The organism is Microbacterium sp. (assembly GCF_046295495.1).
Classification (GTDB): domain Bacteria; phylum Actinomycetota; class Actinomycetes; order Actinomycetales; family Microbacteriaceae; genus Microbacterium.
In genome coordinates this window covers 23,839-50,010 of the sequence record NZ_JBKBNC010000004.1, presented here as the reverse complement: position 1 = coordinate 50,010, position 26,172 = coordinate 23,839, and the positions used below count along the sequence as shown (strand labels likewise).

The window sequence follows — 26,172 nt, the reverse complement described above, 5'->3', positions numbered from 1 at the left end:
TCCGCCCTTCGCAGCGGCACGGCGATCAGGGCAGCGAGATCTCCGCGTTGTCGATGAAACGGTGTCCGCCCACCGTCGCGGCGATGAGCGCGAGGGCCCGCCCCCGATGCCCGTCGTCGACGGGCAGGAAGGTCACCGGATCGACGACGCTGAGATACTCCAGCGCGATGCGCGGTTCACCCATCAGCGACGACTGCGCGGCCGCAATGCACGCGTCCACCCCGAGATCGGAGTTGGACGCCGCCGCCTCGAGCGCCCGCGGGAGCTTGGCGACGGCCCTCCGGTCGGCATCGTCGAGCAGGGCGATGCGGCTGGACACCGGGAGGCCGTCGTCGGTGCGCACCGTCGGGACGGTGTCGATCTCGACGCCGAAGTCGAGGTCGCGCACCATCCGGCGTACGAGGAAGATGCGCTGCAGGTCGCGCTCCCCGTACACGGCGACATCCGGCCCGACGAGGTGGAAGAGCTTCGCCTCGACGGTCAGGACGCCGTCGAAATAGAAGGGCCGCGTTCGTCCCTCGTACCTCAGCCCCACATCACCCGCCGAGACGCGCGTCGTCGCGGTGCCGGCCGGAAGGAATTCCGCAGCGGTGGGGGCGAAGACGACATCGACCCCGAGGTCCTCGAGCACGCGTTCGTCCGCCTCGGGAGAACGCGGGTACGCCGCGGTCTCTTCGGCCGTGCGGAAGCGCAGCGGGTTCACGAAGGTCGAGACCACGACGACATCGCCCCGTTCGCGCGCCCGGCGCACGAGGTCGACGTGACCGTCGTGCAGCGCGCCGAGCGTCGAGACCAGAGCCACGCGGGGGCCGCCGGCCTTGCGAGCCGCACCGCGGATCCCCCCGTCGGGGTTCTCGGCCCCGCGTATCCCGCCACCGCGGATCTCGTCGAGCCGGGTGCGCAGACCGTCGAGGGTGCGGATCATCCATCGATCGTATCGTCGGCGTCGACGGGACCGCGGCCCGCCCCTTCCACCAGAGCGAGGTCGATGCTGGAACGCACCAGCGCCGAGAGGTATCCCCCGGGGTTGCTCACGCCCACGCGGCTGAGCAGCTCCGATGACTGGCGCACGATCGAACGCGAGAACTCCGTCGCCGTCGCGATGGCCTCGGCGTACGTCGGCCGGTCGCTCTCCGCCACGACCACGGGTTCGCAACCGAGCTCCACGGCCAGCGCCTGCGCGATGGGCAGCACCGGAGCGGGTGCGGTCACCGCGGCGTACGCCTGCGAGAGCTGGCGGAGATCGATGGATGAGACACCGGTGAAGACGATCGCCGGATGGATGGCGAGGGGGATCGCTCCGCGCAACACCGCCGGGTCGAGCACACGCGCACCGTACGCGGCGTCGGTGTGCATCACGAGCTGGCCGGGTTGCCAGGCCCCGATCTCCGCGAGTCCGGCCACGAGCCCGGGTAACTGGTCGTGCGGAACCGCGATCACCACGAGCTCGCTGCGCCGCACGACCTCGTCCGCGGCGAGCTGCGGCACGCCCGGCAGGATCGCCTCGACGCGATCGTCGTCCGAGCCCGAGGTGATGCCGGTCAGCGCGTGTCCCGCACCGGCGAGGGCCGCAGCCACCACCGGACCGACCCGTCCCGCGCCGATGACGCCGACACCGAGGCGTCCGTCCCGTCCGCCGCTCATCCGGCCCACCGGTGGGTGCGGTCGCCCGCCGCCGCGGCCACGCCGGCCCGCGCCGTCGACTCGAAGAGCCCTAGCGCGTCGTCGCGGTCGATCGCGCCGACGGTGGTCTGCACCGTGCCCGCGATGACGTGGCCGGTGAGGGTGGCCGTGCGCAGAGCCCGCGCGAGCGGCCCCTGGCGCAGGCCGATGGACTGTAGTCGAGCAAGGGGAAGCACCGTCAGCGAGCGCCACGCCCAGCCCCGACGCAACAGCAGGGCGTCGGCGGTGAGCAGCGCGCCGTTACGCCGCCACGACAGCGGTCGCAGCCACCGCGCGCGCCGCGGGGTTGTCACGTAGGGGTCGTCGTCCACCGGACCCAGGATGCCGTCACGGAACACGAGTGTCCATTCGTCGCTCGACAAGCCCGGGGCGAGGATGCGCAACACCCGCTCGACGTCCGTGCGCGTCCCGATCGGCAGAACCGCGGCGAGCTGATCGGTGCTGGTGTCGGTGGAGGCGCGACCGGAGAGGCGGTTCACGGTGACGGACCACCAGCCGAACGGCCGCCACATCAGCGGTTGACGCACCTCGATCGCGTGCACGCGACCCGGGGGCACGATCTCCGACACCGTCGTGAACAGCCCGAACGTCACCCTCACACCGTCTGCGGTGGGGGCGATGGAGTACCGGAGTCCCCGCGCGACCGAGCGCACGTAGTACGCCCCGAAGGCGAGGAACATGGGCACGACCGTGAAGAGCAGCCACAGCGTCGACACCGAAGCGGCCACGACGATGCCGATCACGAAGGCGACGAGCACCAGAGTCGATCCGCTGAGGACGCGCGAGGCGATGAGACGACCGAGGGGGATGCGCACGATGCTCTCCGGCTCGGCGTCGGAGAGATCCTCCCCGTCCACGAGTCCCTGCAGACCCGATGCCACGGCGTCGGCAGCCTGGTGGGTCAGTGGAACGCGGCCGTCCGGGCCCGCCTGCGCCTCGGCCAGTCGGCGCCCCGACGCGAGACGCAGGATGTCTCCGCGGATGGCCTCGGCATCCTTCGCCGACAGGTACTCGAGCTTGACGTTCGCATCGAGGCCGGCACCCACCACCTCGAGCTTGGCGAGGCCCAACAGGCGCGCCACCATGGGGCGCGTCAGGTTGACGCCCTGCACCCGATCCAGCGGAGCGCGGCGGTGGGTGCGGAAGAGCACTCCCGAGCGCACCTCGACATCGTCGTCGCCGATGCGGAGCGTGTGGAACCGCCACGACAGCCGGAACAGCCCCAACAGCACGAGGAGCACGACGAGGGCGACACCGGCCGCGATGAGCAGGAGGTTGTTGGCGAACAGGAAGTCGACGGGATCCGGCGGCAGCTCCCCCGGGGGCAGCTCCGTGAACACCGGGAAGAACAGCTCGAGCAGGCGCTCGCGGAGGTTGGCGACGATCAACCCGATGATGACCAGCAGCGAGAGCCCGCCGCGCAGCAGCGGCGTGAGCGGGTGCAGGCGGTGCCATTCGCCGTCGCTGTACGGCGAGCGCAAGACGGCCCGGGCGGCCGGCCGGGCCGCCGCTCCACCGGCCGGATCGGCGTCCGGTGCCACCGCGTCGCTCATAGACCCGTCCGGCGGGTCTCGGCGACCGCGACGAGGGTGTCGCGCAGACGCTCGGCCCCCTCCTGCGTGAGACCCGGGATGGTGACGCCCGTGGAGGCTGCGGCGGTGACGAGCTTGAGCTGCGCGATGCCGAAGCCGCGGTCGAGGGGGCCGTGCGTGATGTCGACGAGTTGCATCCGTCCATACGGAACCGCGACGACGCGCTGCCAGAGGATGCCACGACGGAAGACGAGATCGTCATGGCGCAGTTGATAGCCGAACGACCGCGCCTGGCGGGGCGTGATGACCAGACCGATCGCGGTCACGAGGAGGATGACCCCGGCGGGGATCCACTGCCACGCGACACCGGTGAGCATCTGCGCCACGAGGGCGGCGGCGAGGACGAGGAGGAACACCGCGCCCTGGGAGATGAGCTGCACGCGGACGTAGGCCCGCGCCAGCTGGTGCCACGTCCCGTCCCCGAGCGGGAGGCGACCGGATGAGCGCGGTTCGAGGATGCGAGAGAACGTCGCCTCGTCGCGCGGGGCGTCGATGCCGTGCGGCTCGGTCTCGGGGAGGGCGAGATCGAGGCCTTCCGAGCCGGTGACTGCACCGACGGAGGTCGTGTCGGTCGATCCCCCCACCCCGGGCACCGCGCCACCCGACACGGCGTCACCGGGCACCGCGCCACCGGGCACCGCGCCACCCGACACGGCATCACCGGGCACCGCGCCACCCGACACCGCGTCACCCGACCCCGCGCGACCGGGCACCGCTTCAGCGGATCCCGCGTCATCGCGCGCCGCCCGGCCCGCGGGATCCGCTCGCCGCGCGTCGGAACGCAAGGGCGCGGATCCGGCGAGAGGAGGTTCAGATCCCGACGGGTCCTGCGGGGGTGTCTCCGGGGGTGTCGTCATCGTCGTCCTTCCGGATGGTGCACAACTGCTCGGCCACGAGACCCGCGACGACGAGGACGACTCCGCACACGACCGTCGCGATGATCGATCCCATCGAGCCTAGCGAGGGCGTCGCGGGGCGGCTGAACAAGAATGCGAGAAGTCCGACACCGAAACCGGTGGCGGCGGCGCCCAGCAGCGACGACGCCTTCGCCAGCATCGCGATGCGCAGGGCGCGGAACGGGTCGATCCGCCGCACGCTGCGCCCGCGCGTGGCCCGGTGCACGGGCACCGCGAGCACGACGATGACGACACCGAGGAGGGCCAGGATCGTCGGCAGGCTCGCCGCAGGCGCGAAGGTCGAACGTCCCGTGGCCGTGAGCATCGTGTCGAGGACGAACCCGACGACGCCGCCCACGATGAGGGCGATCACGAGGATGCCGGCGGTCGTGCGCTTCATCGGGAGCCTCCCCGGAGCGCGGCGAGCAGGGCGTCGACGCGTCCGCGACCGGGGATCTCGGCATCCGGGTCCACGTCCAGCCACGGAGCCAGCACGAACTCGCGCTCGTGGGCGCGCGGGTGCGGGACGACGAGGTCGTCGCGCTCGACGGTCTCGTCGCCGTACGCGATGAGGTCGAGGTCGAGGGTGCGATCGCCCCAGCGCTCCCGCCGCACGCGGCCGTGCCGCGCCTCGATGCGGTGCAGGGCGGCGAGCAGCTCCCTCGGCGCCAGTCGTGTGCGCAGCACGGCGACGGCGTTGAGATAACGGGGCGCGTCGTCGTCCTCACCCCGCAGGGTGACGGCGATCGTCTCGATCGGCGTGGACACCCGCACGTCGGAGCTGAGCGGCAGGTCGCGCAGCTCATCGACGGCCGCGGCGAGGGTCTCCGCCCGCTCGCCCAGGTTGGCGCCGAGGGCGACGACCGCCTCGACCGCCCTCGACCGCGGCGCCTCGCCGATGCCGTGGGCCAGCCGCACGCTCATGATCGTCCTCGCGTGATCGTGACCGCGACGTCGCCGAAGGGCACGGGGATGGGGGCCGAGGGCTTGTGCACCGTCACGGTGACCGCCTCGACGCGCTCATCGGTGAGCACGTCGTCGGCGATCCGCGACGCGAGCTTCTCGAGCAGGTCGACCGGCTCCCCCGATACGACCGCGGCGATGCGTTCGGCGAGCTCGCCATAGTGCACCGTGTCCCGCACGTCGTCGGTCTCGGCCGCGCGGGCGAGCGGCAGGACCACGGTCGCGTCGACGACGAACTCCTGTCCGTCGCGCTTCTCATCGGGATACACGCCGTGGTACCCGAACGCGCGCACCCCCGTCAGGGTGATGTGGTCGACGGCATCCATCAGGCCTCCCAAGCGCGGGCGACGGCGAGCGCGTCGCGGGTGGTCGATACATCGTGCACGCGCACGGCCCACGCGCCGGCACCGGCGGCGAGCACACTCGTCACGGCGGTCGCCAGATCGCGGCGGGCGAGGTCGGCGTCGTCTCCGAGCAGCTCGGCGAGGAACCGTTTGCGACTGGTCCCCAGGAGCACGCGATCCCCGCGGGCGACGAGCGCGGGCAAGCTGCGCAGCGTCTGCCAGTTCTGCTCGCCGCGCTTGCCGAAGCCGATTCCGGGGTCGACCACGATGCGCGAGCGCTCGATCCCCGCGGCCACGGCCGCGCGCACCCGCTCGTCGAGCTCACCGGCGACGTCGCGGCCGACCTCGACGTAGTCCGCCCGGGCGTACATCTCCGCCGACGGCCCACGCCAGTGACCGAGGGCGATCTCCGCGCCGGTCTCGGCGACGGCGGCGAGCATGTCGGGGTCGGCGAGCCCGCCCGAGACGTCGTTGACCAGGCGCGCACCGGCGCGGACGGCGGCCACCGCCGTCGAGGCGTTCATGGTGTCGATGCTCACGACCGCCCCCTCGGATGCCAGGGCCTCCACGACCGGCAGAACCCGCTGCTGCTCCACCCGGGGTGCGACCCGCTGCGCGCCGGGGCGCGTGGACTCCCCGCCCACGTCGAGCAGGTCGGCGCCCTCGGCGCGGAGGGAGCGGGCGTGAGCGATCGCCACGTCGGGGTCGAGGTAGCGCCCGCCGTCGCTGAAGGAGTCGGGGGTGACGTTGACGATCCCCATGATGAGGGTCACGCGCGCGCCCCGATCAGGGCCACGAGTTCCGCGCGGGCGACCGGGTCGGTGTACACGCCGCGGGCGGCGATCGTCACGGTCGAGGCATCGAGCTGGCGGCCGCCGCGCATCGTGACGCACTCGTGCGTGGCATCCAGCACCACGAGCACCCCCCGCGCGTCGAGGGCGGAGGCGATCTCGTCGGCGACCTGCTCGCCGAGCCGCTCCTGCACCTGAGGACGGGCGGCGAGGATGTCGATGACCCGCGGCAGAGCGCCGAGACCCACGACCTCCTCGCCGGGCAGGTAGGCGACGTGCGCCCGGCCGTGGAAGGGGAGCAGGTGATGCTCGCACATCGAGCGGAACGCGATGTCGCGGAGCATGACCGCTCCGGAGGGGAGGGTGTCGGGCGCGGGCCCGCGCGACACCGAGATGGTGTGCTGCAGGGGGGCGCCGGCATCCTGGTTCACGCCCGAGAAGAACTCGGCCCAGGAGTCGGCGACGCGCGCGGGGGTCTGGCGGAGCCCGGGGCGATCGGGGTCTTCCCCGATCGCCTCCAGGAGCTCGCGCACGAGCGCCGCGACGCGTTCTCGATCGACGGCCACGGCGCCTCAGGCCGTGGCCGGGCGCGTCTGTCCGCTGGGCCGGGGCTGCGCCTGCGCCGAGGTCTGAGCCTCCGCCTCGGTGGAGGCCGCGATCCCGGCCGGGGCCTGACGACGGGGCACCGCGACGGGCGGCTGGTTCGAGACGGGACGATCGCCCGACGACAGCCACTGCGGGCGCGGGGTCAGACGCTTGACGTCGGTGAAGATCTCGGCGAGCTCGTTGTGATCGAGCGTCTCCTTCTCGAGCAGCGCCAGCGCGAGACGGTCGAGCACCTCGCGGTTGTCGTTGATGACCTGGTACGCCTCGTTGTGCGCCTGCTCGATGAGCGCACGCACCTGGGCGTCGACACGCTCGGCGATGCGCTCGGAGAAGTCGCGACCGTGGCCCATGTCGCGACCCATGAACACCTCGCCCGAGGAGGAGCCGAGCTTGACCGGGCCCACCTCGTTCGTCATGCCGTACTCGGTGACCATCTTGCGGGCGATGCTGGTGGCCTTCTCGATGTCGTTCGAGGCGCCCGTGGTGGGGTCGTGGAACACGATCTCCTCCGCGACGCGGCCGCCCATGGCGTAGGTGAGCTGGTCCTGCAGCTCGTTGCGGGTGACGGAGTACTTGTCGTCGAGGGGCAGCACCATCGTGTATCCGAGCGCCTTGCCACGGGGAAGGATCGTGACCTTCGTGACGGGGTCGGTGTGGTTCATCGCCGCTGCCGCGAGGGCGTGACCACCCTCGTGATACGCGGTGATGAGCTTCTCTTTGTCTTTCATCACGCGCGTGCGCCGCTGCGGACCGGCGATCACGCGGTCGATCGCCTCGTCGAGCGCACGGTTGTCGATGAGCTGCGCGTTCGAGCGGGCGGTCAGCAGGGCCGCCTCGTTCAGCACGTTCGCGAGGTCGGCGCCCGTGAAGCCGGGCGTCTTGCGGGCGACCACCTCGAGGTCGACGGAGTCCGACAGCGGCTTGCCGCGGCCGTGCACCTCGAGGATGCGCTGGCGGCCCTTGAGGTCGGGGGCGTCGACGCCGATCTGGCGGTCGAAGCGGCCCGGGCGCAGCAGTGCGGGGTCGAGGATGTCGGGGCGGTTCGTCGCCGCGATCACGATGACGTTGACCTTGGGGTCGAAGCCGTCCATCTCGACGAGCATCTGGTTCAGCGTCTGCTCGCGCTCGTCGTGACCGCCGCCCATGCCGGCGCCGCGGTGGCGGCCGACGGCGTCGATCTCGTCGATGAAGATGATCGCGGGAGAGCTCTCCTTCGCCTGGTTGAACAGGTCGCGCACGCGGCTGGCGCCGACACCGACGAACATCTCGACGAAGTCCGAGCCCGAGATGGAGTAGAACGGCACGCCGGCCTCTCCCGCGACGGCGCGGGCGAGAAGCGTCTTACCGGTTCCGGGAGGGCCGTACAACAGCACGCCCTTGGGGATGCGCGCGCCGACCTCCTCGAATTTCTTCGGGTCCTTCAGGAATTCCTTGATCTCGTCGAGTTCCTCGATCGCCTCGTCGCTTCCCGCGACGTCTTGGAAGGTGACGGTGGGCGTCTCCTTCGTCACGAGCTTCGCGCGGGACTTGCCGAACTGCATCACCTTGCTGCCGCCACCCTGGGCGCTGGACAGGAGCCACCAGAAGAGGAGACCGAGGAGCACGAGGGGAAGCAGGAGGCCGAGCAGACCGTCGAACCAGCTGGGCTTGGGCACGACGTCGTTGAAGCCGTCGGACGGGGCGGCGGCGTCGATCGCGCTGGCGACCTCGTCGGCGCGGGCCTGGCCGTAGTAGAACTGCACGTTGTTCGCGCCCTCGAAGGGCTGCGAGAGCGTGAGATCGACGCGCTGGTCGGGATCGTTGGTCGTCGCCGAGGTGACGGTCCCGCCCTTCAGCAGCTCCAGGCCCTCCTGCGTCGACACCTGGCGGGCGCCGCTGAGGTTGGAGATGAGGGAGAAACCGATGACCAGAAGCAGACCGACCAGCAGAACGTAGACGATCGGATTGCGCGTGATCTTCTTGAAATTCATGGTGGGCGAGCCCAGCCCTTTCGTGATCCTCCGCCGAAACGCGGTCGCAACAGGCTAACGCCCGCGGACTATGCCGGGCCTGTGCGTTCGTCGTGGGCGTACACGGCACCGCGCCGCCGCGAGAGGAGCGACGGGCGGCCGCCGGGCTGCGCGGTCAGGAGTAGACGTGCGGTGCGAGCACGGCGACGTCGCGCAGGTTGCGATAGCGCTCGGCGTAGTCGAGGCCGTAACCGATGACGAAGTCGTTGGGGATGTCGAACCCCACGTACCGGCAGTCGACCTCGACCTTCATGGCATCCGGCTTGCGCAGCAGCGCGAGCACCTCGACCGACTCGGCTCCGCGCGAGGCGAAGTTCTCGAGCAGCCAGCTCAGGGTGAGGCCGGAGTCGATGATGTCCTCGACGATCAGCACGTGCTTGCCGGTGATGTCGGTGTCGAGATCCTTCCGGATCTGCACCACACCGCTCGAGCGCGTGCTGGCACCGTACGACGACACCGCCATCCAGTCCATCGAGACGTGCATGGGCAGGTGCCGGGCGAAGTCGGCCATGACCATGACCGCGCCCTTCAGCACGCCCACGAGAACGACGTCGCGCCCCTCGTAGTCGGCCGCGACGAGCTCGGCCAGTTCGGCGAGCTTGCCGTGGATCTGCTCCTCGGTGAGGAGGACTTCGCTGATGTCGTCGGAGATGTCGGCCGCGCGCATTCGGAAAGTCTACGTCGGGTGGTTCAAGATGCCGTCCGCGCGACGATCTCGATCCGCGCCCCGACGCGACGCGCCACGCACGCCGGCAAATCGATGGGGCCCTGGCCGCGCCAGTCGACGGCGAGGCGGGCGACCTCGAGGGTCTGCGCACGCGTCAACGAGACGCCGAACTCGCTCTCGACGACGAAGCGCACGATGCGATTGCGCAGCGCCGCGGGGTTGGCCGCGAGAGCGGCGACCGAGATCGAGATCCCCGCCTCGGCGTGCTCGACGATGTCTTCGATCGTCTCGTCGATCATGTCCTGGAAGGCCGCCGCGTCCTCGCGCAGCTGCTCCGCCGTGCGGGCCAGTGCCTCGGCGACGCCCGGACCGAGCTCGGCTTCCAGCACGGGCAGCACGGACTCGCGCACGCGCACCCGTGCGTACGCGGGGTCGGAGTTGTGCGGGTCCACCCACGGCTCGAGCCCCTCGGCCGCGCACGCGGCGATCGTCGTGCGTCGCCGCACGCCCAGGAGCGGCCGCGCCCACGTCGGCCCGGTGGCATCCCGGCGCTGCGCGGGCATGCCCGCCAGGCTCGTGCCGCCCGAGCCGCGGGCGAGGCCCAGCAGCACGGTCTCAGCCTGGTCGTCGAGCGTGTGCCCGAGCAGCACGGTGTCGGCGCCGATCTGCGCCGCCGCGCGGGCGAGACCCCGGTACCGCGCGGCGCGGGCCGCGGCCTCCGGGCCGTCGTCACCCGCCTCCACCTGCACCACGACCACTCGCGCGTCGAGGCCGAGGGAGCGCGCGGTCTCGGCGGCACGCGCCGCCACGGCATCCGACCCGGGCTGCAGGGCGTGATCGATCACCACGGCCTCGACCCGGATGCCGCGCCGCTGGCCCTCGAACGCCGTCGCCGCCGCGAGTGCCAGCGAGTCCGCGCCGCCCGACAGGGCGACCACCACAGCGCCCTCGGAGTGCTCGAGCATCGCGCGCACGGCGCGGCGCACCTCGGCGACAGCCGGATCGAGGCCGGGGCGGTGTTCCATCCCTCTACGGTATTGGTCCGACGACACGACGGTATTGGCCCGACGACACGACGCAGGAGTTCTTCTGTGCGCGATGCGCCCGGGTGCGGCATCCGGCGGGCCCCCGGCTCCGCTTCGGCGTGTCTCCTGCGTCGTGTCCAACCGGAGCGTCGCAGCCCGCCGGACCACCGCAGCCCGACGGCGCGTCTTCCCCCGCCGGACCATCACAGCCCGCCGTCGCGCCAGGGAAGGACGCGGCACGCGGCCCGACTAGGCTGGGCCGCGGAAATCCACAGATCTAAGGAGCACGAGTATGGGCGCGTACGACGCCGTCATCGAGATCCCCCGCGGCAGCCGCGTGAAGTACGAAGTCGACCACGGCACCGGCCGCGTCTACCTCGACCGCATCCTGTACACGGTGTTCGGTTACCCGGCCAACTACGGGTTCTTCGAGAACACCCTCGGCGAAGACGGCGACCCGCTCGACGTTCTCGTGCTGCTCGACCGCGACCTGCACCCCGGCATCCTCGCCAAGGTGCGCCCGGTCGGCGTGCTGAAGATGAGCGACGAGGCCGGCGGCGACGACAAGGTCGTGGCCGTGCTGGCGAAGGACCCGCGCTGGGACCACATCCAGGACGTCGACGACATCGACGAGTGGACCAAGAAGGAGATCTCCCACTTCTTCGAGCACTACAAAGACCTCGAGCCCAACAAGTGGGTCAAGGTCGACGAGTGGGCCGGCGCCGCCGAGGCCGAGCGTCTCGTGGGCGAGGCGTTCACGCGCTTCGACGACCACGACGCGCAGACCAAGACGCAGGGCTCGGGCGAGGCTCCCAACACGCTCTGATCCTCGGACACGAGAAAACCCCCGGTCGCTCGACCGGGGGTTTTCTCGTTCGCAGGGTCAGACCCAGACGCCGCGATCGCGCAGCCACGGCGCGGGGTTCGTTGTGCCGCCCCACGGCGGGTACACCTCGAAATGCAGGTGGCAGCCGAAGGAGTTGCCGGTCTGGCCGGTCGCGGCGATCTGCTCGCCCGCTCCGACGCGCTGCCCGTAAGAGACGTAGATCCCGCCGTTGACGATGTGGGCGTAGCCCGTGGCAGAGCCGTCGTCGTGCTGGATGCGGATGTAGTTGCCGTAACCGCCGTTGTAGCCGGCGTAGGTCACGCGGCCCGACGACGCGGCGTAGATCGGTGAGTAGCAGCCGGCACCGAAGTCGAGACCGAGGTGCCACGAGCTCGCGCAGTAGCTGCCGTTGCACTGGCTCGAGCGCGGGCCGTAGCCCGACGTCGTCCCCGCCGAGGACGGGCGCGCCCAGCCGGATCCGCCACCGCCGCCACCGCCGCTGCTGCTTCCGCCGCCGCCGCCGCCGCCACCGCCGCCGCCGCCGCTGTTGGCTGCGGCGTTCTCGCGGTCGCGGGCTTCCTGCTCGCGACGCTCGCGCTCGGCGCGGTCGCGGGCCTCGGCCTCTTCGCGGGCGCGCCGTTCGCGCTCCTCGCGGGCCTTGCGCTCGGCCTCGACGCCGGCCTGGTAATCGGCGACGGTCTTGGCCGTGGTGTCCTGCAGGGCCGCGAGCTGCGCCTCGAGCACGACCTGGTTGGCCTGCTGCGCGGCGAGGGCCTCCTGAGCGGCCTGGGCGGCCTGCTGCGCGGCGACCATCTTCTCTTCGGCGATCTTCTGCAGACGGTCGCGCTCGGCGCGCGCGTCGTTCGCCTGGTTGCTGAGCTGCTTCGCCGAGTCGCGCGCGGTCACGGCCGAGGCGTACACCGAGCGGTTTCGCTCGATGAGCTTGTCCATCGTGCCGAGCTTGGCGAGCAGGTCGTCGGCCGTCGCGGCGGAGCCCGAGAAGAACAGGTCGAGCGAGGTGTCGTCGCCACCGGAGCGGTAGAGCTGGGCGGCGACCTTGCCGGCCTTGTTCGCGGCATCCGTCGCCTTGGCGGCCTCGGCGTCGGCCTGCGCCTGGATCTGCTGCGCGCGGTAGTCGGCGTCGAGATAGGCCTGCTGGGCCGTGTAGTACTCGTCGGAGCGGGCGACCACTTCGGCCTGGGTGCGCGCGACCTCGGACTGCAGCCCCTGGATCAGCCCCTGGATGCGGGAGATCTCCCCGGCCTTCGCGGACTCGTTGGCCCGCGCCGCCTCGACATCGGCCCACGAGGGGTAGTCGGCGGCCATGGCAGGGGAAGAGAATCCGGATGCCGCCGCGCCGAACGCGCCGAGGGCGACCGCGCCGAGCGCGCCGTACTTCAGAGCGCTCCGCCGATCGAACGTGGGCCACAGACGCCGCTGCTCGCTCGCCGTGGGCGCGCAGCCACAGTCGTCTGATCCGTCGGGGGGTTCGGGCGTCACGGGGTACCTCTTCTCACCGGTCGCAACTCGTCTCACAGTAGCAACACGAGTCACATGGACAACAGGGCGAGTTCCCGCTTCCGCGCCCCATCCTGGGCCCTCGACACGCGCGAGCGACGGAGCGCCACGCCCCGGATTGGCAATCTCGAGATTTGTGAAGTAGGCTCGGTCGTCGGCAAGCGAGGATGGAATCGCAAGGTTTCAGGCTCATCCGGCCCCATCGTTTAGCGGCCTAGGACGCCGCCCTTTCACGGCGGTAGCACGGGTTCGAATCCCGTTGGGGTCACTTTCCGGTGGTTATAATTGAACATGCATGGCCCTGTAGCGCAGTTGGTTAGCGTGCCGCCCTGTCACGGCGGAGGTCGCGGGTTCAAGTCCCGTCAGGGTCGCTCCATAGCGATGGGCCTTCTTTCGAGGAGGCCTTTCGTCTAGGAAGCGGCAGACATGTCGCTCGGCTCTGTAGCTCAGTTGGTAGAGCGCACGACTGAAAATCGTGAGGTCACGGGATCGACGCCCGTCGGAGCCACTGGCCCTTTCTCAGGCTTCTACTGGGAGAGGGCCTTTTTCGTTTCCGGCGCGCGACAGCATGCCCGCGCCGCCTCGCCGACGCCAGCTCCGCCGACCGCCCCCACCCGCGGAATCAAGGGGACGGCCGACGCAGGCGGCCTCAGGCCTCGGCGGCGGGGACCCGTACGCGGAGCGCGCCGGGCTCCACCCATGCGTGGAAGGCGGTGGCCTCACCGAACGCGTCGCCGTCGAGCTCGATCTGCTCGGGGCGCGACAGACGCGCGGTGAAGCGGGTCGTCGTCTCGTAATGCAGGTCGCCGTCGTTGCGCCGCTCCCCCGCGAGCGCGCGACCGGCCGCGGTGCGGCGCACGATGCCGTTCGTCCAGGCGACCTTCCACCAGACCCGGATCCAGCCCAGCGCCCCGCCCGGACGCATCAGCAACAGGTCGAGCAGACCGTCGTCGACGACCGCGTCGGGCATCAGCAGGATGTTGGAGGGCAAAGACCCGCAATTACCCAGGATGACGGTGTGCACCGTCGCCCGCTGCGGCCGCTCGTCATCCCGCCGGAATCGCAGGTGCAGCTCGTCGGGATCGCGGAGCGACCGGATGATCGCGCCGAGGTAGGCGACCCAACCGGCCTTCTTCTTGAGGTCGTCGTCGGTGTTCTCGATCATCTTGGCGTCCATGCCCATGCCGGCCATCACGACGAACACGTGACGCGTGCGCGAGCGGTCCTCGCGTTCGATGTCGATGACCCCGAGGTCGACGCGCCGATCCTCGCCGGTGAACGCCGTGCGCACGGAGTGCTCGAGGTCGTTCAGCGTGAGGTCGAGGTTGCGGGCGAGGAGGTTGCCGGTGCCCGAGGGCAGCAGAGCGACCGGGACGGTCGTACCCCGCACGCCCTCGACGACCGCGCGCACGGTGCCGTCTCCACCGGCGGCGAGGATGAGGTCCACCCCCGACGCGAGGGCCTCGGCCGTGACACCCTGTCCCACGTCGTCGACCGAGGTCTCGAACCACGTCGGCTCTCCCCAGCCGGCCGTCTCCGCTTCGGCGGTGACAGCGGCGCGCAGAGCCTCGATGTCGACCTTCGTCGGGTTGTAGACGACGGCGGCGGTTCTGAGCGTGCCCTCCGCGGGCCGATGCGGCGGCACCGAGAGCGGTGACGGCGCGCTCACCGGACCGACTCGTCGATCACGGCGTCCTCGGCGGCATCCATGGCGGCCTGCCCCTCGGCCTGCGATTCAGACCCCGCCGAGGCGGCGGAGTCGTCGTCGACCGGGGCGCCGTCGGCGTCCGGCGCCGGCGGCCCGGAGGGGCGGCGCGGCGGGGTGGGTACCGGGCTCATCGGATGCCGAGGGAGTGCAGGAGGCCGGCTGCGGGACGCTGCTGCTCGCCCTGCTGCGCGCCGAGCACGATCAAGACGCCCGTGAGGGCCGGGATCGCCCACTGCACGATGCGCTGCTGCTTCTGGGCGGACGACAGAGCGGGGGATGCCGTCTCGGCGGGTTCCGTGACGCCTTCGGCGCCCTCGTCGGCGTGGCCCCAGATCTTCGCGCCGAGGATGCCGGCGTACACGCTCGCACCACCCGCGAGAGCGGTGATCGCGAGTTTCACGACCGTGTTGGTCCTCGCCTCGGGCTGCCCCGCCAGACGGGCCTTGTTGCCGAGGATCAGACCGATGCCGCCGATGCCGTGCACGACGACCGCCGCGATCTGCACCGGAGCCCACCGCGCCCAGCCCGCTGACGACAGCCGCAGACGCTCCGGCGGATCCTGCGCGAGGGCTGCGGCCCCGTTGAGGCCGACGGCCCCCATCAGGGCACCGCCGAACCACGCGGCGAGGCCGAGGTCGTGCATGCTGCGGACGATGGTATTGCGAGCCGACATGGCGCCGCCCTTCGGTTGTGAACTCCGACCACACACCCGCGGAGCACGTTGCGGGACCCCGTTGCCACGGCCCCCGATCCGTGCAGGGCGCCCGGCCATCCGTCAGATGCCGTACTCGCCGCCGTCGTCGTACGGCGCCGCGGCATCCCCGTCGTCCCTCGCGTCGAAATCGACGGTCTCGACGGAGATCGTCACCGACGTCGACGCCGTCACGAGCGCACTGACGCGGCGGTTGCCGACGACGGTCATCTCCACGAAGCGGCCACCGGCGTCGATCGCTTCCGTGACGTCGTGCTTGAGTTCCTCCACGTCGCTGCCCTGGGCGAGCGGGTGGACGTCCCCGTTGACACTGATGCTGATGCGTTGCATGGTCTGGGACATGGCGGTGACCGTAAGCCCGCGTCCGACGGCTGCGGACGGGGGTTGCCATCCGCGCGATCCGTGATCCGAGCGCGAGCGCCCTATCGATCGACGACGGCGACGCTCGATGGATCGCCCCACGCCTCGGCGTACGCCGCGAACGCCCGGGAGGTGGGCACGTCGACCCACAGACGGATGCCGCCGGCCTTCGTGCCCGAGCCGTTGACGACGGCCGCACGGCCCACCCGTTCGAGCGAGGGCGTCAGCGCCTCGGACACCTCTCCCGACAGACGGCCCAGCAGCCGGCCGTCGGAGTAGACACGCACGCGTCCACGTCCCTGATCCCGGCGGCGCAGGCGCAGCACGTACAACCGCGTTCCCGACCCGTGGCGCTCCCGGTCGTGCACCAGATACTGCGTGCCGCTGACCGCGACGCTCCGAGTGGGCAGGTCGCGCACGTCGGGGAGGTCTCCGTGGCTGCTCGAGCGGCCCCACATCACGTGAGAGAGATGTTCCCAGAAACGTGCCACTTTTCCCACAAATTCTGCATCGCCGATTCGCGTAGGAATTCCACGCAAAGCCGAATCGAAGAGATCGCCCGCCGTGGAGAATACGGGGCGAAATTCTGAAAAGCGACTACCGTTCCCATAGTAGGCGTACAGTCACGATCATGTGGACCGTACTCATCATCCTCCTCGTCGCGTGGGCCGTCCTCGCGATCGTGGGCTTCGCCTTCGAGGGCCTCTTGTGGCTCGCGATCATCGGAATCGTGCTGTTCGTGGGCACGATCATCTTCGGCCTGATCCGCAACAGAGCCGCGCGCAATTCGACCTGACTCTCATTTCCCGCGTCACTCCGGCCGCGAATTCCGCGAGTGCGCATTTTCCGCGGGCGTCGAAACCCCCGGGAATTCGACGGTCGTTTCAAGAATCTCTCCCGGCGATCCACATGAAAAGCACGCCCGCCGTCGGATTCGCGTGACATCGCGATCGGGCGGCGATTTCCGACGCGACTCCCGGCCACTCCCCCCTCCTTCTCGGTCTTCTCCTGATGCCGCAGCACTCCGGCAGCCGGGCCTCTTCTCGTACGGCGGCGACCGACCACCCCGCCAGAACGCCGCCCAAAGAATCCGAGGTGGTCCGCGACGACGCCGGCGCAGACTCCACTCCCGTCTGCGGCGACAGGAGCAGGCGATGGCGATCGCGATCGCGGACGTCCCACTTCGCCATGATGCGCCCCCGGTGCACCGCCGACGAGGTCACCGCATCGTCGTGCGCAGGTCGATGTCAACAGCGGCGGAACGAGCCCGGGAGGGTTGTCGCGGAGACCGCCGGGCCGGGGGTACTATTTGTTGACTTTTAGCAAACACCTGGCGCTCGACTGAGCCTTCCGAGCCGTCCGCCAGGCTTCTCACGAAGAGGCCTCGATGTCCGACATCACCCGCAGTCGCCGCGCGCCCGCGGCATCCCGCACCACTGACTCCGCCCGCGCCACCGGCGCGACCGACACGGTCATGACGCACCGCATGATCATGTTCGTGATCTTCGGCCTCATGGCCGGCATGTTCCTGTCCGCGCTCGACCAGACCGTGGTCGGGACCTCGATCCGCACGATCGGCGACGACCTGCAGGGCCTCAGCCTGCAGGCCTGGGTCACGACCGCCTATCTGATCGTGTCGACGATCTCGACGCCCATCTACGGCAAGCTGTCCGACATCTTCGGGCGACGCCCGCTGTTCCTCATCGCCATCGTGATCTTCATCGTCGGCTCTGTGCTCGCGAGCTTCTCCACCTCGATGGTCGAGCTCGCCGCCTTCCGCGCGATCCAGGGCCTCGGCGCCGGTGGTCTCATGTCGATGCCCCTGGCGATCATGGGCGACATGCTCGCCCCGCGCGAGCGCGCCAAGTACCAGGGCTACTTCCTCGCGGTGTTCGGCATCTCCAGCGTCATCGGCCCTCTGGTGGGCGGCCTGTTCGCCGGTGCCGATCAGATCCTGTTCATCACGGGCTGGCGGTGGGTGTTCCTCATCAACGTGCCGATCGGCATCGCCGCCCTCGCGATCGTGTGGCGCTTCCTGCACCTCCCCCGCCAGCCGCGGCACTCCGTGCGCATCGACTGGTGGGGTGCCACGACCGTGATCGTGGCGCTCGTCCCCCTTCTCCTCGTCGCCGAACAGGGCCGCGAGTGGGGCTGGGGCTCACCGATCGCGATCGCCTGCTACGTCATCGGCGCCCTCGGCATCCTGGCCTTCGTCATCGCCGAGACCGCGATGAAAGACGACGCGCTGATCCCGCTGAAGCTCTTCCGCTCGCCCACCTTCTCGATGGCCACCGTCATCGGCGTTCTCGTGGGCTTCGGCATGTTCGGCGCGATGCTGACGCTGCCGCTGTACCTGCAGCTGGTGCTCGGCTCCTCGCCCACGCAGAGCGGGTTCGAGATGCTGCCGATGATCCTCGGCCTCATGATCGCCTCGATCGCCAGCGGCCAGATCATCGCGCGGACGGGCCGCTACCGCATGTTCCCGATCCTGGGCACCGCGCTGATGTCGGTCGGGTTCTTCCTGCTGACGTTCCTGAAGTACGACAGTCCCTATTGGCACGTCGCGATCGCCATGCTCGTGATCGGCCTGGGTCTCGGCCAGCTCATGCAGACGCTCACCATCGCCAGCCAGAACTCCGTGGGCCTGCGCGACATGGGTGTGGCCACCAGCGGCTCGACCTTCTTCCGCCAGATCGGCGGAACCCTCGGCACCGCGGTGCTGCTGTCGCTGCTGTTCACGCTCATGCCCTCGAACATCATCGGCTCGTTCTCGGACCGCGCGACCCTCACCGAGGCGCTCGACGCCGCCTTCGACCCCGCCGTGGCCTCGGCCCCGGCGAACGAGCAGATCATGTCGAGCATCTACACCCCGATCGTCACGCAGACCACGGATGCCGTGACCCAGCAGGTGCAGCAGGGCGTGCAGCAGGCGACGGATGCCGCGACACAGGCCGTCGCGGCGCAGGTCGCCGCCGGGCAGATCCCGGCCGCCGCTCAGGAGCAGGCCACGCAGGCCGCCGTCTCGCAGGCGGTCGCCGCGGCCACCGCGCAGATCCAGCAGCAGGTGCCGGTCGCACGCATCGGGGCCGACGGCTCGGTGAGCCTGGACTTCTCGAACGCCGGCGACCGCGCAGCCTTCGTCGACGGTGTCGCGACCACGCTCGAGGACCGTTTCGCGGCGGGCGACGAGAACAGCTCGATCGGCGGCTCGACGCTGGACGACACCTCGTTCCTCGTGGGCGCCGACGCGCGGCTGACCAAGCCCTTCCTCGTGGGGTTCAACTCCTCGTCGACGACCGTGTACTGGGTCGCCATGGGCGTGGTGCTCCTGGCCTTCGTGCTCTCGCTGTTCTTCCGCACGCCCCCGCTGCGCGCGAAGTCCGCCCTGCAGGAGGCCGCCGACGAGCGCCGCGGCGCGGATGACGAGGAGAAGCGCGCCGCCGAGGCCGCGACGCAGACGGGCGCGCTCGTCGCGCCGTGACCATCGAGCGTGCGGGGGCGGGTTCGCGCCCCCGCACCGCGCGGCTCTCACCGTCCGCGCGCACGGGTTCCCTCGCACGGGGCGCGGGCATCAGCGCATCGGGTCGTCGAGAGCGCGGGAGCACCGAGGCGGCCCCCACCCCGTTTCGCTCGAGCAGAAGCGGGGTGAGGGCCGACGGAGGTCGTGACCGGGGCGGTGCACACGCTCCGAGCGGCTACTTGCCGCCCATACCCATGACGCCCGCGACCAGTGCGCGGCGCGCGAAGAGGTAGACCAGCAGGATCGGGATGATCGTGAGCACCACCGCCGCCATGAGTCCCGGCACGTTCACGCTGTATTGCGACCGGAACTGGTTCAGCGCGACGGTGGCGACCGTCACCTCCGGTGACCGGGCGAGGACGAGCGGCAGAAGGAAGCCGTTCCAGGCTTGAAGTGCGGCGAACACGATGACCGTCGCGATCCCGCCCTTCGACAGCGGCAGGACCATCCGCGTGAAGATCCTCACGGTCGACGCCCCGTCGATCGCCATCGCCTCGTACAGCTCGTCGCCGATGTTGCGCATCGCCCCGGTGAGCACGAGGGTGCAGACGGGGATCGCGAAGGCCGTCGTGGGCAGGATCACACCGAGCAGGGAGTTGTTGAGCCCGAGCTGGATGATCAGGTACGACACCGGCACCACCACGACCTGCGCGGGGATCGCGAGGCCGAGCAGCATGAGCCGGAACGAGTTCGCCACGGTTCGCGAGGTGCTGCGCACGATCGCGAACGACAGCGGGGGGACGACGAGGAGCACGAGCGCGACCGTGCCGGCCGTGATGATGGCCGAGTTCCCCAGGTTCCGGAGGAACCCGCCGTCGATGGCTGCGGCGAAGTTCTCGAGCGTGATCGTGCTCGGCAACGACAGGGGGCCGTTCTGCGCGTAGCCCTCCTGCGTGTCGAACGCTGCACGCAGCATGAGCAGGATCGGGATGAGCGTGATGCCGAGCCAGACGGCGGCGATGATGCCGCCGATGACATTGGGACGAGTACGCATCAGATGCCCTCCTGCGATCCGCGCATGCGGTCGAATCCGGTCAGACGCACCATGCCCAGCGAGATCGCGGTCGCGATGAGGATGAGCACGACGGCGATGGCGGAGGCGTAACCGTAGTTGGCGGCCGCACCGAACCCCGTGATGTACATGAGGTACGCCAGGATCGTCGTTCCGCCCGAGGGCCCGCCGTTGGTGATGATGAGGATGGTCTCGAAGGTGGTGAACGTTCCCACGACCATGAGGATCACCGACGTCACGATGGTGTTGCTCAGCTGCGGGAGCGTGATGCTGAAGAACTGCCGCACCGTGCCGGCCCCGTCGATCGCGGCCGCCTGGTAAAGCACCGGCGGTACCGCGCGGGCGGCGGCTTGGTAGATGAGGCTGTGGAACGGCACGTACTGCCACGCGAGCACGAACGCCACCACGGCCATGGCCGAGGGGGAGGTGCCCAGCAGGTTGCCGTCGCCGAAAAGCCAGGGAAGCGCGGCGGGCAGACCGAAGTTCGGGTCGATCAGTGCCGAGAAGAGCACGGCGATCGCGGCCGCCGACATCAACAGGGGTACGAAGTACAGCGCGGCGACGATCGCTCGCCCTCGCTGAGGACCGGCCGTCCACACGCCGATGAGCATCGCGACGGGGGTCTGGGTGACCACGGCGACGATCACCAGGACCACGCTGAGCCAGAGAGCCTCGGGCACGGCGGGATCGGTGGTCAGTCGCGCCCAGTTCTCCCCGCCCACGAGGCGCGGAGCGGCGATGGCGATGCCGTTGTACTTGGTGAACGAGAGATAGACCGCGTAGGCCAGGGGCAGCAACGCGAAGACGGCGAAGAAGAGGACGGCGGGCGCGGCCCACAGCGCGCCGGGACGGCCTGCGTGATGCAGGCCGCCCCGGCGGCGAGTGGACCCGTCCGACCTTGCGGGGACAGTCACGGGTGAGCTCCGTTGCAGCGTCGGTGAGGGGGTCGGGGTGGTGCGGAATGGATCAGTACTGCAGGCCCTGCATGGCCGAGACGAATCCATCGGCATCCAGCGTGCCGCTGAAGAAGCCGCTCATCGCGTCGAGCATGCCCTGCTTGCTGGCGGTGGGGACCGCCTGGTCCCACGAGAGCTGGAAGCTCGGCGCGGCCTGGACGGCGTCGTTGGTGAATTCGAGGAACTTCTTCGCCGACTCCGTACCCGGGGCCGCGGCGATGTAGTCACCCACATCGGTCGTGGTGGGCAGGTTGCCCAGCGCCAGCTCGGACTGGATGAACTCCGGGCTGTACAGCTCCTGCAGGAACGCCTTCACCGTGTCGGGGTACCGGGTGTCCGCGGCCACGTTGTAGTAGTTGCTGACGTTGCCCGCCAGCTGTCCCTCGGGGAGAGAGCCGAAGGCGGGGAAGGTCGAGTACCCCAGGGTCGAGTCGGCGAAGGCCTCATCAGCGCCCGCCTGGACCGCGTAGTTCCACGTGCCCATGAGCTCGTATGCCGACTTGCCGGTACGCAGAAGCGCGGGCGAGTTGTCGTAGTCGACCGAGTCGAACGTGGTGCCGAACGCACCCGCGTCGACCAGCTCGCGGAGCTTCTCGAGCGCCTCACGGCTCTCGGCGCTGTCCCACACCGAGGTGTCGCCGGCCAGGGCTTCGGCCACCTTGTCGTTGCCGACGGTCTGCGCGTAGACGTACTCGAACCACATCAGCGTGGGCCACTGGCTGGCGCCGGCGAGGCCGATGGGCGTGACCCCGGCGGCCTTGAGCGTCTCGACCTGCGAGAGCAGCTCGTCCCACGTCGCGGCGGGCGTGAGGCCGTTCGCGGCGAGCACCGAGGAATTGTTGAAGAGGAAGACCGGCTGGGTGCCGCGCACCGGGATGCCGTAGGCCTGGCCGTCGACGACCTCCTGGTCGAAGACGGCGGGGCTGAACGAGTCGCGCAATGCCGGCGTCTCGTCGATCCAGTCGTTGTAGGACAGCAGCGCGCCGGAGTCGACGAAGTCCTGGATCTGCGCGGAGCCCCAGCTCATGAAGATGTCGGGGGCGTCGGGGGTGCCGAGCGATTGACGGACGCCGTTGATGTAGGCGACCGACTCGGTCTCGGGCGACTTGTCGACGATGATCTTGACGTCGCTGGTCTCGTTGAACTTCTCGGCGAGGGCGATCTCCGCCTCGGCCGCGGCGTCGTTGAACACCAGGAGGTGGACCTCGTTCTCGGGGCGCGAGGAGCCGCCCCCGTTGGCTCCCGCGCACCCGGCGAGACCCATGATCAGCGCGCTGGCGACGCCGATCGCGCCGATGCGTCGAGCGATGTGACTGTTCATCTTCGAACTAACTCTTTCGTTGGTGGTTTCGGGTTGTCGCCCGGAAAGACGGGCGACAGTTAGGAAATTAGGGTGTGATTTCGCGGTCGACAATGCACCAGGAAGCGAAAAGTTATCGCACTGTCAGGAGGCTGCCCGCACAGCGGACGTCGTGAAGCGGCGACGCGGCGGGGTGACGACGAACCGATCGCCGTGCACCTCGACCTCGGTCGTGAGCCCCTCGTCGGCGGCGGACGCGGCGACGCTCAGACGCACGGTCCCCGCCTCGACGGCGCGCTGCAGGTCGAGCCCCGTGAAAGCCAACGTCTCGGTCGGGATGCGGAACTCCACCACGGCGCGCTCTCCCGCGCCGACGTCGACCCGGTGGAATCCGACGAGTCGACGCACGGGTTGCACGACCGAGGGCGCGGGGTAGCTCGCGTACACCTGGACGACATCCGCCCCCGCGCGGGAGCCGGTGTTGACGACCTCGACCGCGAGCGAGATCTCCCCGTCGCTGGTGGCCACGACGGTGTCGGCGTCCACGATCGCGCGAGTGAAGGTCGTGTAGGTCAGGCCGTGCCCGAAGGGGAACGCCGGAGAGGGGTCGAGGTTGCTGACCCCGTCGCTGCGCAGCGCCAGCGGAGGCGCGAGATAGGTACCCGGCTGGGGCGCCTGGAGCGTCGGGATCTGCACCGGAAGGCGTCCCGACGGGTTCACGCGCCCGGTGAGGACGTCGACGAGCGCGTTCGCGCCCTCTTGCCCGGGGAGGAACACCTGGACGATCGCGGTCGCCCGGTCGACGGCACCACCGAGCGCGTACGGCCGACCCGAGTTGATCACGAGCACGACGGGGGTCCCCGTATCGAGCACGGCATCGATCAGCTGCTGCTGAGCACCCGGCAACTCGAGGGTCGAGACGTCGCACCCCTCGCCCGATGTGCCCAGGCCGAACATCCCCGAGCGGTCCCCGACGATGACGATCGCCAGATCGGCGCGTGAAGCGACCTCGGCCGCGGCGGGGATGCCGTCGGTATCCCCGCCACGGATGCTGGTGCCTTCGACGGCGTCGACGACCGCGCCGCCGAAGTGCGCGCGCAGGGCGTCGAGATAGGTCGGCGCGTCGACACCGAGCGGGGTGTCGGGGTGGTGCACCAGCACGTGGTTCGGGAAGGAGTAGCACCCGAAGAGGCAGGCGGCATCGTCGGCGGCGGGCCCGATGACCGCGATCCGGTCGACCGTGGCGGCGAGGGGGAGGACACCCTCGTTGCGCAGCAGCACGATGGAACGCTCCGCGAGCGTCCGTGCGACCTCCCGATTGGCATCCGAATCCAGCTCGGCCGCGGTCCGCGGGGCGTCGTCGGTGGAGTCGAGCAGGTTCAGCTCGATCTTCTGGCGGATCACGCGCTCGGCGGCGCGATCGATGAGCGATTCCTCCAGCACGCCCGACTCCACGGCCTCGACGAGTCCGAGGTAGGACATGCGGTGCGGCAACTCGACATCGATCCCCGCTCGCAGGGCCAACAGTCCGGCGCTCGTCTCGTCGGCGGCGACGCGGTGCATCGAATGCAGGAACGGGATGGCCCAGTAGTCCGAGACCACGGTGCCCTCGAAGCCCCACTGCACGCGCAGGAGCTCGGTGAACAGGCGGACGTCGGCCGCGGCGGGGACACCATCGATGTCGGTGTAGGAGTTCATCACAGAACGAGCCGTCTGCAACGCCCGCTCGAACGGGGGCAGGATGACGTCGGCGAACTCGCGGGGGCCGATCGAGACGGGTGCGTGGTTGCGCGCTCCCCGGGAGGCGGCGTATCCGGCGAAGTGCTTCGGGGTGGCGACGGTACCGGAGGCCTCGATGCCGGCGACGTACGCGGTCCCGATCTCGGCGACCACGTGCGGGTCTTCACCCATCGTCTCCTCGACGCGCCCCCAGCGGTAGTCGCGCACGACATCGAGCACGGGCGCGAGACCCTGGTGCACGCCCAGGTCGCGAAGGTCGCCACCGATCCGCTCCCCCATCCGTCGCACGGTCTCGGGATCGAACGATGCCGCCCAGGCCAGCGGCGTCGGGTACACCGTGGCGCCCCAGGCAGTGACCCCGGTCAGGCACTCCTCGTGCGCGATCGCGGGAATCCCCCATCGATTGCCGGCGACGACGGCCTCCTGCAGGTCGTCGAGTCGACGACGACCGTCGACGGGCGCGACGGGGGTGGTGCCGTAGACACGCGTCAGGTGCCCGAGTCCGTCGACGACCGCGTCGGCGAAGGGCTCGGCCCGCAGGTGCGTCTCCTGCATGGGTGCGACGTCGCCCTCGGCGGACTCCGACCCGGGCCAGCTGCTTCCCAGTTGCGCGACCTTCTCGGCGAGGGTCATACGACCGAGCAGATCGCGGGCGCGGTCGGCGGCGTCGGAGGGGGTGGGGGAAGGATGAACAGACGTGGACATAGTCGACTTTCGGGCGCGCTGAAGGGACGTGTGGCGAGGAAGAAGAGAACGGGGAAGCGGCGGCGTCAGCGAGACGGCGGCGCGGTGGAGTCGCGGACGATGAGGTGGGTGGCGAGTTCGACGCGTTTGGTGGCGAAGGACTCGCCCCGGGCGAGGCGCAGCAGCGCACTCACGGCGGTGCGACCGATGTCGGCGATGGGCTGGTGCACGGTCGTCAGATTCGGGCTCGACGACCGCGCGAGCACCGTGTCGTCGAATCCGACGACGGACAGCTCACCGGGAACGGAGATCCCCAGGCGACGGGCCGCTTCGAGAACGCCCATGGCGGTGATGTCGGCACCGGCGAAGACGGCCGTGGGCCTCGCGAGAGATTGCAGCAGATCGGTGGCGACCGCGAAGCCGTGCTCGAACGAGTAGGAGTCGCGCCTGACGGCCTCGATGTCGACGCGATGACCCGCGGAGCCCATGGCCGCCGCCCACCCCGACGCCCGCGCGATGTCGCAGGCCGCGTCGACGGGACCGCCGATGTACGCCACTCGCGTGTGGCCGAGCTCGAGAAGGTGGGTGGTCGCCTCGTACGCACCGGCCCAGTTCGTCGCGCCGATGCTCATCGTGGTCGTGCGCGGGAAATCGATCGGATCCACCAGCACCATCGGGAGCCCGACCGCTCGCAGTGCCCTCTCACGCCCCGCGGAATAGCGCGTGGTGACCTCGATGACTCCCGCGCGGTGGTGCGCCGCGAGCGAGCGCGCCCAATCGTTGGGCCGCATCCGCTCGATGGAATCGAGGCGACGCGTGACGAGGGCGGCGCCCATCTCGCCCGAAGCCTCGGTCGCGCCCCCGAGGAAGGAGAACATGTAGGGATTGCGTTCGTCGAAAGGATCGACCAGCAGCTCGAAGGTCGGCTCCGCGAGCTGCGACGCCGAGAGCTGGCGCTCCGCGTGGGTGACGTAGCCGAGCTCGGAGATGACCTCGCGCACGCGGGCCCGCGTCTCGTCCCCCACTCCCGCGCGTTCGTTCACGACCTTCGACACCGTTCCGATCGAGACGTGGGCTCGCTCCGCGATAGCGGCGAGGGTGGTTCGACGACCGGGCAGATCTTCGCGCAGCGTCATCGCTCCGCGACCATAGGTCACGACCACTTTTCGATCCTTTCCGGACTGCGTCGGTAGGCACGAGCGTATGCAGCGGGAAAGTTTCCGTCGAGCTTTGCGAAAAGGTTTCGCCACGTGCGCACGG

General features: G+C 70.1%; 26 protein-coding genes and 3 tRNA genes. 6 read left to right on the top strand and 23 right to left on the bottom strand.

What is annotated here, in order from left to right; genetic code table 11:
- Window positions 1-25 precede the first annotated feature (25 nt).
- From panC to tilS, 12 genes are all read right to left on the bottom strand, one after another.
- Entirely contained in the window at window positions 26-925 is a 900-nt protein-coding gene (gene panC / locus ACK4LS_RS02855) for a pantoate--beta-alanine ligase (protein ID WP_409712877.1), read from the bottom strand.
- On the bottom strand, window positions 922-1,644 hold the full coding sequence (locus ACK4LS_RS02850; RefSeq protein ID WP_409712875.1) for a DUF2520 domain-containing protein: 723 nt from the start codon (window positions 1,642-1,644) through the stop codon (window positions 922-924). Before ACK4LS_RS02850 ends, panC begins: the two co-directional genes overlap by 4 nt.
- Window positions 1,641-3,224, bottom strand: a complete 1,584-nt coding sequence (locus ACK4LS_RS02845) for a PH domain-containing protein (protein ID WP_409712873.1) — start codon at window positions 3,222-3,224, stop codon at window positions 1,641-1,643. The genes ACK4LS_RS02850 and ACK4LS_RS02845 overlap by 4 nt, the downstream gene beginning before the upstream one ends.
- A gap of 8 nt (window positions 3,225-3,232) precedes the next feature.
- Window positions 3,233-3,769: a PH domain-containing protein gene (locus tag ACK4LS_RS02840; protein WP_409713032.1), complete on the bottom strand. Its 537-nt coding sequence runs from the start codon at window positions 3,767-3,769 to the stop codon at window positions 3,233-3,235.
- A 316-nt stretch (window positions 3,770-4,085) separates the two neighbouring features.
- Window positions 4,086-4,571 (bottom strand): DUF3180 domain-containing protein, encoded by a 486-nt coding sequence (locus ACK4LS_RS02835; protein WP_409712871.1) that lies wholly within the window; start codon window positions 4,569-4,571, stop codon window positions 4,086-4,088.
- Window positions 4,568-5,095, bottom strand: coding sequence for a 2-amino-4-hydroxy-6-hydroxymethyldihydropteridine diphosphokinase (gene folK, locus ACK4LS_RS02830; protein ID WP_409712869.1), 528 nt, complete (start codon window positions 5,093-5,095; stop codon window positions 4,568-4,570). The genes ACK4LS_RS02835 and folK overlap by 4 nt, the downstream gene beginning before the upstream one ends.
- The gene (folB, locus tag ACK4LS_RS02825; RefSeq protein ID WP_409712867.1) at window positions 5,092-5,460 is read right to left on the bottom strand and encodes a dihydroneopterin aldolase; all 369 of its coding nucleotides are present in this window, start codon (window positions 5,458-5,460) and stop codon (window positions 5,092-5,094) included. The genes folK and folB overlap by 4 nt, the downstream gene beginning before the upstream one ends.
- Window positions 5,460-6,251 (bottom strand): dihydropteroate synthase, encoded by a 792-nt coding sequence (gene folP / locus ACK4LS_RS02820; RefSeq protein WP_409712865.1) that lies wholly within the window; start codon window positions 6,249-6,251, stop codon window positions 5,460-5,462. Before folP ends, folB begins: the two co-directional genes overlap by 1 nt.
- Entirely contained in the window at window positions 6,248-6,835 is a 588-nt protein-coding gene (gene folE / locus ACK4LS_RS02815) for a GTP cyclohydrolase I (protein WP_409712863.1), read from the bottom strand. Before folE ends, folP begins: the two co-directional genes overlap by 4 nt.
- Window positions 6,836-6,841: 6 nt before the next feature.
- Window positions 6,842-8,845, bottom strand: a complete 2,004-nt coding sequence (gene ftsH, locus ACK4LS_RS02810; RefSeq protein WP_409712861.1) for an ATP-dependent zinc metalloprotease FtsH — start codon at window positions 8,843-8,845, stop codon at window positions 6,842-6,844.
- Window positions 8,846-8,999: 154 nt separating this feature from the next.
- A complete protein-coding gene (gene hpt / locus ACK4LS_RS02805) occupies window positions 9,000-9,551 on the bottom strand; it encodes a hypoxanthine phosphoribosyltransferase (protein WP_298870759.1) in 552 nt (183 codons plus the stop codon).
- A 23-nt stretch (window positions 9,552-9,574) separates the two neighbouring features.
- Entirely contained in the window at window positions 9,575-10,576 is a 1,002-nt protein-coding gene (gene tilS, locus ACK4LS_RS02800; protein ID WP_409712859.1) for a tRNA lysidine(34) synthetase TilS, read from the bottom strand.
- Window positions 10,577-10,868: 292 nt separating this feature from the next.
- Here tilS and ACK4LS_RS02795 point away from each other — a divergent pair, with 292 nt between their 5' ends.
- Window positions 10,869-11,402: an inorganic diphosphatase gene (locus ACK4LS_RS02795; RefSeq protein ID WP_409712857.1), complete on the top strand. Its 534-nt coding sequence runs from the start codon at window positions 10,869-10,871 to the stop codon at window positions 11,400-11,402.
- Between the two features lie 57 nt (window positions 11,403-11,459).
- On the opposite strand, the gene ACK4LS_RS02790 is transcribed toward ACK4LS_RS02795, so the two are convergent.
- Window positions 11,460-12,902: a M23 family metallopeptidase gene (locus tag ACK4LS_RS02790; protein WP_409712855.1), complete on the bottom strand. Its 1,443-nt coding sequence runs from the start codon at window positions 12,900-12,902 to the stop codon at window positions 11,460-11,462.
- Between the two features lie 213 nt (window positions 12,903-13,115).
- Between ACK4LS_RS02790 and ACK4LS_RS02785 the strand changes: the two genes are divergently transcribed.
- From ACK4LS_RS02785 to ACK4LS_RS02775, 3 genes are all read left to right on the top strand, one after another.
- Window positions 13,116-13,188: transfer RNA gene (locus ACK4LS_RS02785), tRNA-Glu, on the top strand.
- 29 nt (window positions 13,189-13,217) lie between these two features.
- A tRNA-Asp gene (locus tag ACK4LS_RS02780) sits at window positions 13,218-13,291 on the top strand.
- A 64-nt stretch (window positions 13,292-13,355) separates the two neighbouring features.
- A tRNA-Phe gene (locus tag ACK4LS_RS02775) sits at window positions 13,356-13,428 on the top strand.
- A 141-nt stretch (window positions 13,429-13,569) separates the two neighbouring features.
- Here the strand turns inward: ACK4LS_RS02775 and ACK4LS_RS02770 are convergent.
- From ACK4LS_RS02770 to ACK4LS_RS02750, 5 genes are all read right to left on the bottom strand, one after another.
- Window positions 13,570-14,589 (bottom strand): diacylglycerol/lipid kinase family protein, encoded by a 1,020-nt coding sequence (locus ACK4LS_RS02770; RefSeq protein WP_409712853.1) that lies wholly within the window; start codon window positions 14,587-14,589, stop codon window positions 13,570-13,572.
- Window positions 14,586-14,759: a hypothetical protein gene (locus tag ACK4LS_RS02765; protein ID WP_409712851.1), complete on the bottom strand. Its 174-nt coding sequence runs from the start codon at window positions 14,757-14,759 to the stop codon at window positions 14,586-14,588. Before ACK4LS_RS02765 ends, ACK4LS_RS02770 begins: the two co-directional genes overlap by 4 nt.
- Entirely contained in the window at window positions 14,756-15,301 is a 546-nt protein-coding gene (locus ACK4LS_RS02760; RefSeq protein ID WP_409712849.1) for a hypothetical protein, read from the bottom strand. The genes ACK4LS_RS02765 and ACK4LS_RS02760 overlap by 4 nt, the downstream gene beginning before the upstream one ends.
- A 102-nt stretch (window positions 15,302-15,403) precedes the next feature.
- Window positions 15,404-15,682 (bottom strand): hypothetical protein, encoded by a 279-nt coding sequence (locus tag ACK4LS_RS02755; protein ID WP_409712847.1) that lies wholly within the window; start codon window positions 15,680-15,682, stop codon window positions 15,404-15,406.
- Window positions 15,683-15,762: 80 nt separating this feature from the next.
- Entirely contained in the window at window positions 15,763-16,191 is a 429-nt protein-coding gene (locus ACK4LS_RS02750; RefSeq protein WP_409712845.1) for a hypothetical protein, read from the bottom strand.
- Window positions 16,192-16,331: 140 nt separating this feature from the next.
- Between ACK4LS_RS02750 and ACK4LS_RS02745 the strand changes: the two genes are divergently transcribed.
- Complete coding sequence (locus ACK4LS_RS02745) at window positions 16,332-16,496, top strand: hypothetical protein (protein ID WP_409712843.1); 165 nt, start codon at window positions 16,332-16,334, stop codon at window positions 16,494-16,496.
- A gap of 678 nt (window positions 16,497-17,174) precedes the next feature.
- Complete coding sequence (locus ACK4LS_RS02740; RefSeq protein WP_409713029.1) at window positions 17,175-19,181, top strand: MDR family MFS transporter; 2,007 nt, start codon at window positions 17,175-17,177, stop codon at window positions 19,179-19,181.
- Between the two features lie 214 nt (window positions 19,182-19,395).
- Here ACK4LS_RS02740 and ACK4LS_RS02735 read toward each other — a convergent pair whose 3' ends face one another.
- From ACK4LS_RS02735 to ACK4LS_RS02715, 5 genes are all read right to left on the bottom strand, one after another.
- A complete protein-coding gene (locus tag ACK4LS_RS02735) occupies window positions 19,396-20,214 on the bottom strand; it encodes a carbohydrate ABC transporter permease (protein ID WP_409712841.1) in 819 nt (272 codons plus the stop codon).
- A complete protein-coding gene (locus ACK4LS_RS02730) occupies window positions 20,214-21,146 on the bottom strand; it encodes a carbohydrate ABC transporter permease (RefSeq protein WP_409712839.1) in 933 nt (310 codons plus the stop codon). The genes ACK4LS_RS02735 and ACK4LS_RS02730 overlap by 1 nt, the downstream gene beginning before the upstream one ends.
- 52 nt (window positions 21,147-21,198) lie before the next feature.
- Entirely contained in the window at window positions 21,199-22,509 is a 1,311-nt protein-coding gene (locus ACK4LS_RS02725) for an extracellular solute-binding protein (RefSeq protein WP_409712837.1), read from the bottom strand.
- A 123-nt stretch (window positions 22,510-22,632) separates the two neighbouring features.
- Window positions 22,633-24,933 (bottom strand): beta-glucosidase, encoded by a 2,301-nt coding sequence (locus tag ACK4LS_RS02720; protein WP_409712835.1) that lies wholly within the window; start codon window positions 24,931-24,933, stop codon window positions 22,633-22,635.
- Between the two features lie 65 nt (window positions 24,934-24,998).
- Window positions 24,999-26,075: a LacI family DNA-binding transcriptional regulator gene (locus tag ACK4LS_RS02715; RefSeq protein WP_409712833.1), complete on the bottom strand. Its 1,077-nt coding sequence runs from the start codon at window positions 26,073-26,075 to the stop codon at window positions 24,999-25,001.
- Window positions 26,076-26,172: the final 97 nt, after the last annotated feature.

What these genes read in the sequence shown, in the direction of transcription:
- ACK4LS_RS02755 (WP_409712847.1), bottom strand. Translation starts at nt 15,682, where the DNA reads ATGTCCCAGACCATGCAACGCATCAGCATCAGTGTCAACGGGGACGTC.
- folK (WP_409712869.1), bottom strand. Translation starts at nt 5,095, where the DNA reads ATGAGCGTGCGGCTGGCCCACGGCATCGGCGAGGCGCCGCGGTCGAGG.
- ACK4LS_RS02735 (WP_409712841.1), bottom strand. Translation starts at nt 20,214, where the DNA reads ATGCGTACTCGTCCCAATGTCATCGGCGGCATCATCGCCGCCGTCTGG.
- ACK4LS_RS02795 (WP_409712857.1), top strand. Translation starts at nt 10,869, where the DNA reads ATGGGCGCGTACGACGCCGTCATCGAGATCCCCCGCGGCAGCCGCGTG.
- ACK4LS_RS02720 (WP_409712835.1), bottom strand. Translation starts at nt 24,933, where the DNA reads ATGTCCACGTCTGTTCATCCTTCCCCCACCCCCTCCGACGCCGCCGAC.
- ACK4LS_RS02745 (WP_409712843.1), top strand. Translation starts at nt 16,332, where the DNA reads ATGTGGACCGTACTCATCATCCTCCTCGTCGCGTGGGCCGTCCTCGCG.
- ACK4LS_RS02835 (WP_409712871.1), bottom strand. Translation starts at nt 4,571, where the DNA reads ATGAAGCGCACGACCGCCGGCATCCTCGTGATCGCCCTCATCGTGGGC.
- ACK4LS_RS02760 (WP_409712849.1), bottom strand. Translation starts at nt 15,301, where the DNA reads ATGTCGGCTCGCAATACCATCGTCCGCAGCATGCACGACCTCGGCCTC.
- panC (WP_409712877.1), bottom strand. Translation starts at nt 925, where the DNA reads ATGATCCGCACCCTCGACGGTCTGCGCACCCGGCTCGACGAGATCCGC.
- ACK4LS_RS02740 (WP_409713029.1), top strand. Translation starts at nt 17,175, where the DNA reads ATGACGCACCGCATGATCATGTTCGTGATCTTCGGCCTCATGGCCGGC.
- ACK4LS_RS02725 (WP_409712837.1), bottom strand. Translation starts at nt 22,509, where the DNA reads ATGAACAGTCACATCGCTCGACGCATCGGCGCGATCGGCGTCGCCAGC.
- ftsH (WP_409712861.1), bottom strand. Translation starts at nt 8,845, where the DNA reads ATGAATTTCAAGAAGATCACGCGCAATCCGATCGTCTACGTTCTGCTG.
- ACK4LS_RS02850 (WP_409712875.1), bottom strand. Translation starts at nt 1,644, where the DNA reads ATGAGCGGCGGACGGGACGGACGCCTCGGTGTCGGCGTCATCGGCGCG.
- tilS (WP_409712859.1), bottom strand. Translation starts at nt 10,576, where the DNA reads ATGGAACACCGCCCCGGCCTCGATCCGGCTGTCGCCGAGGTGCGCCGC.
- ACK4LS_RS02765 (WP_409712851.1), bottom strand. Translation starts at nt 14,759, where the DNA reads ATGAGCCCGGTACCCACCCCGCCGCGCCGCCCCTCCGGGCCGCCGGCG.
- hpt (WP_298870759.1), bottom strand. Translation starts at nt 9,551, where the DNA reads ATGCGCGCGGCCGACATCTCCGACGACATCAGCGAAGTCCTCCTCACC.
- folB (WP_409712867.1), bottom strand. Translation starts at nt 5,460, where the DNA reads ATGGATGCCGTCGACCACATCACCCTGACGGGGGTGCGCGCGTTCGGG.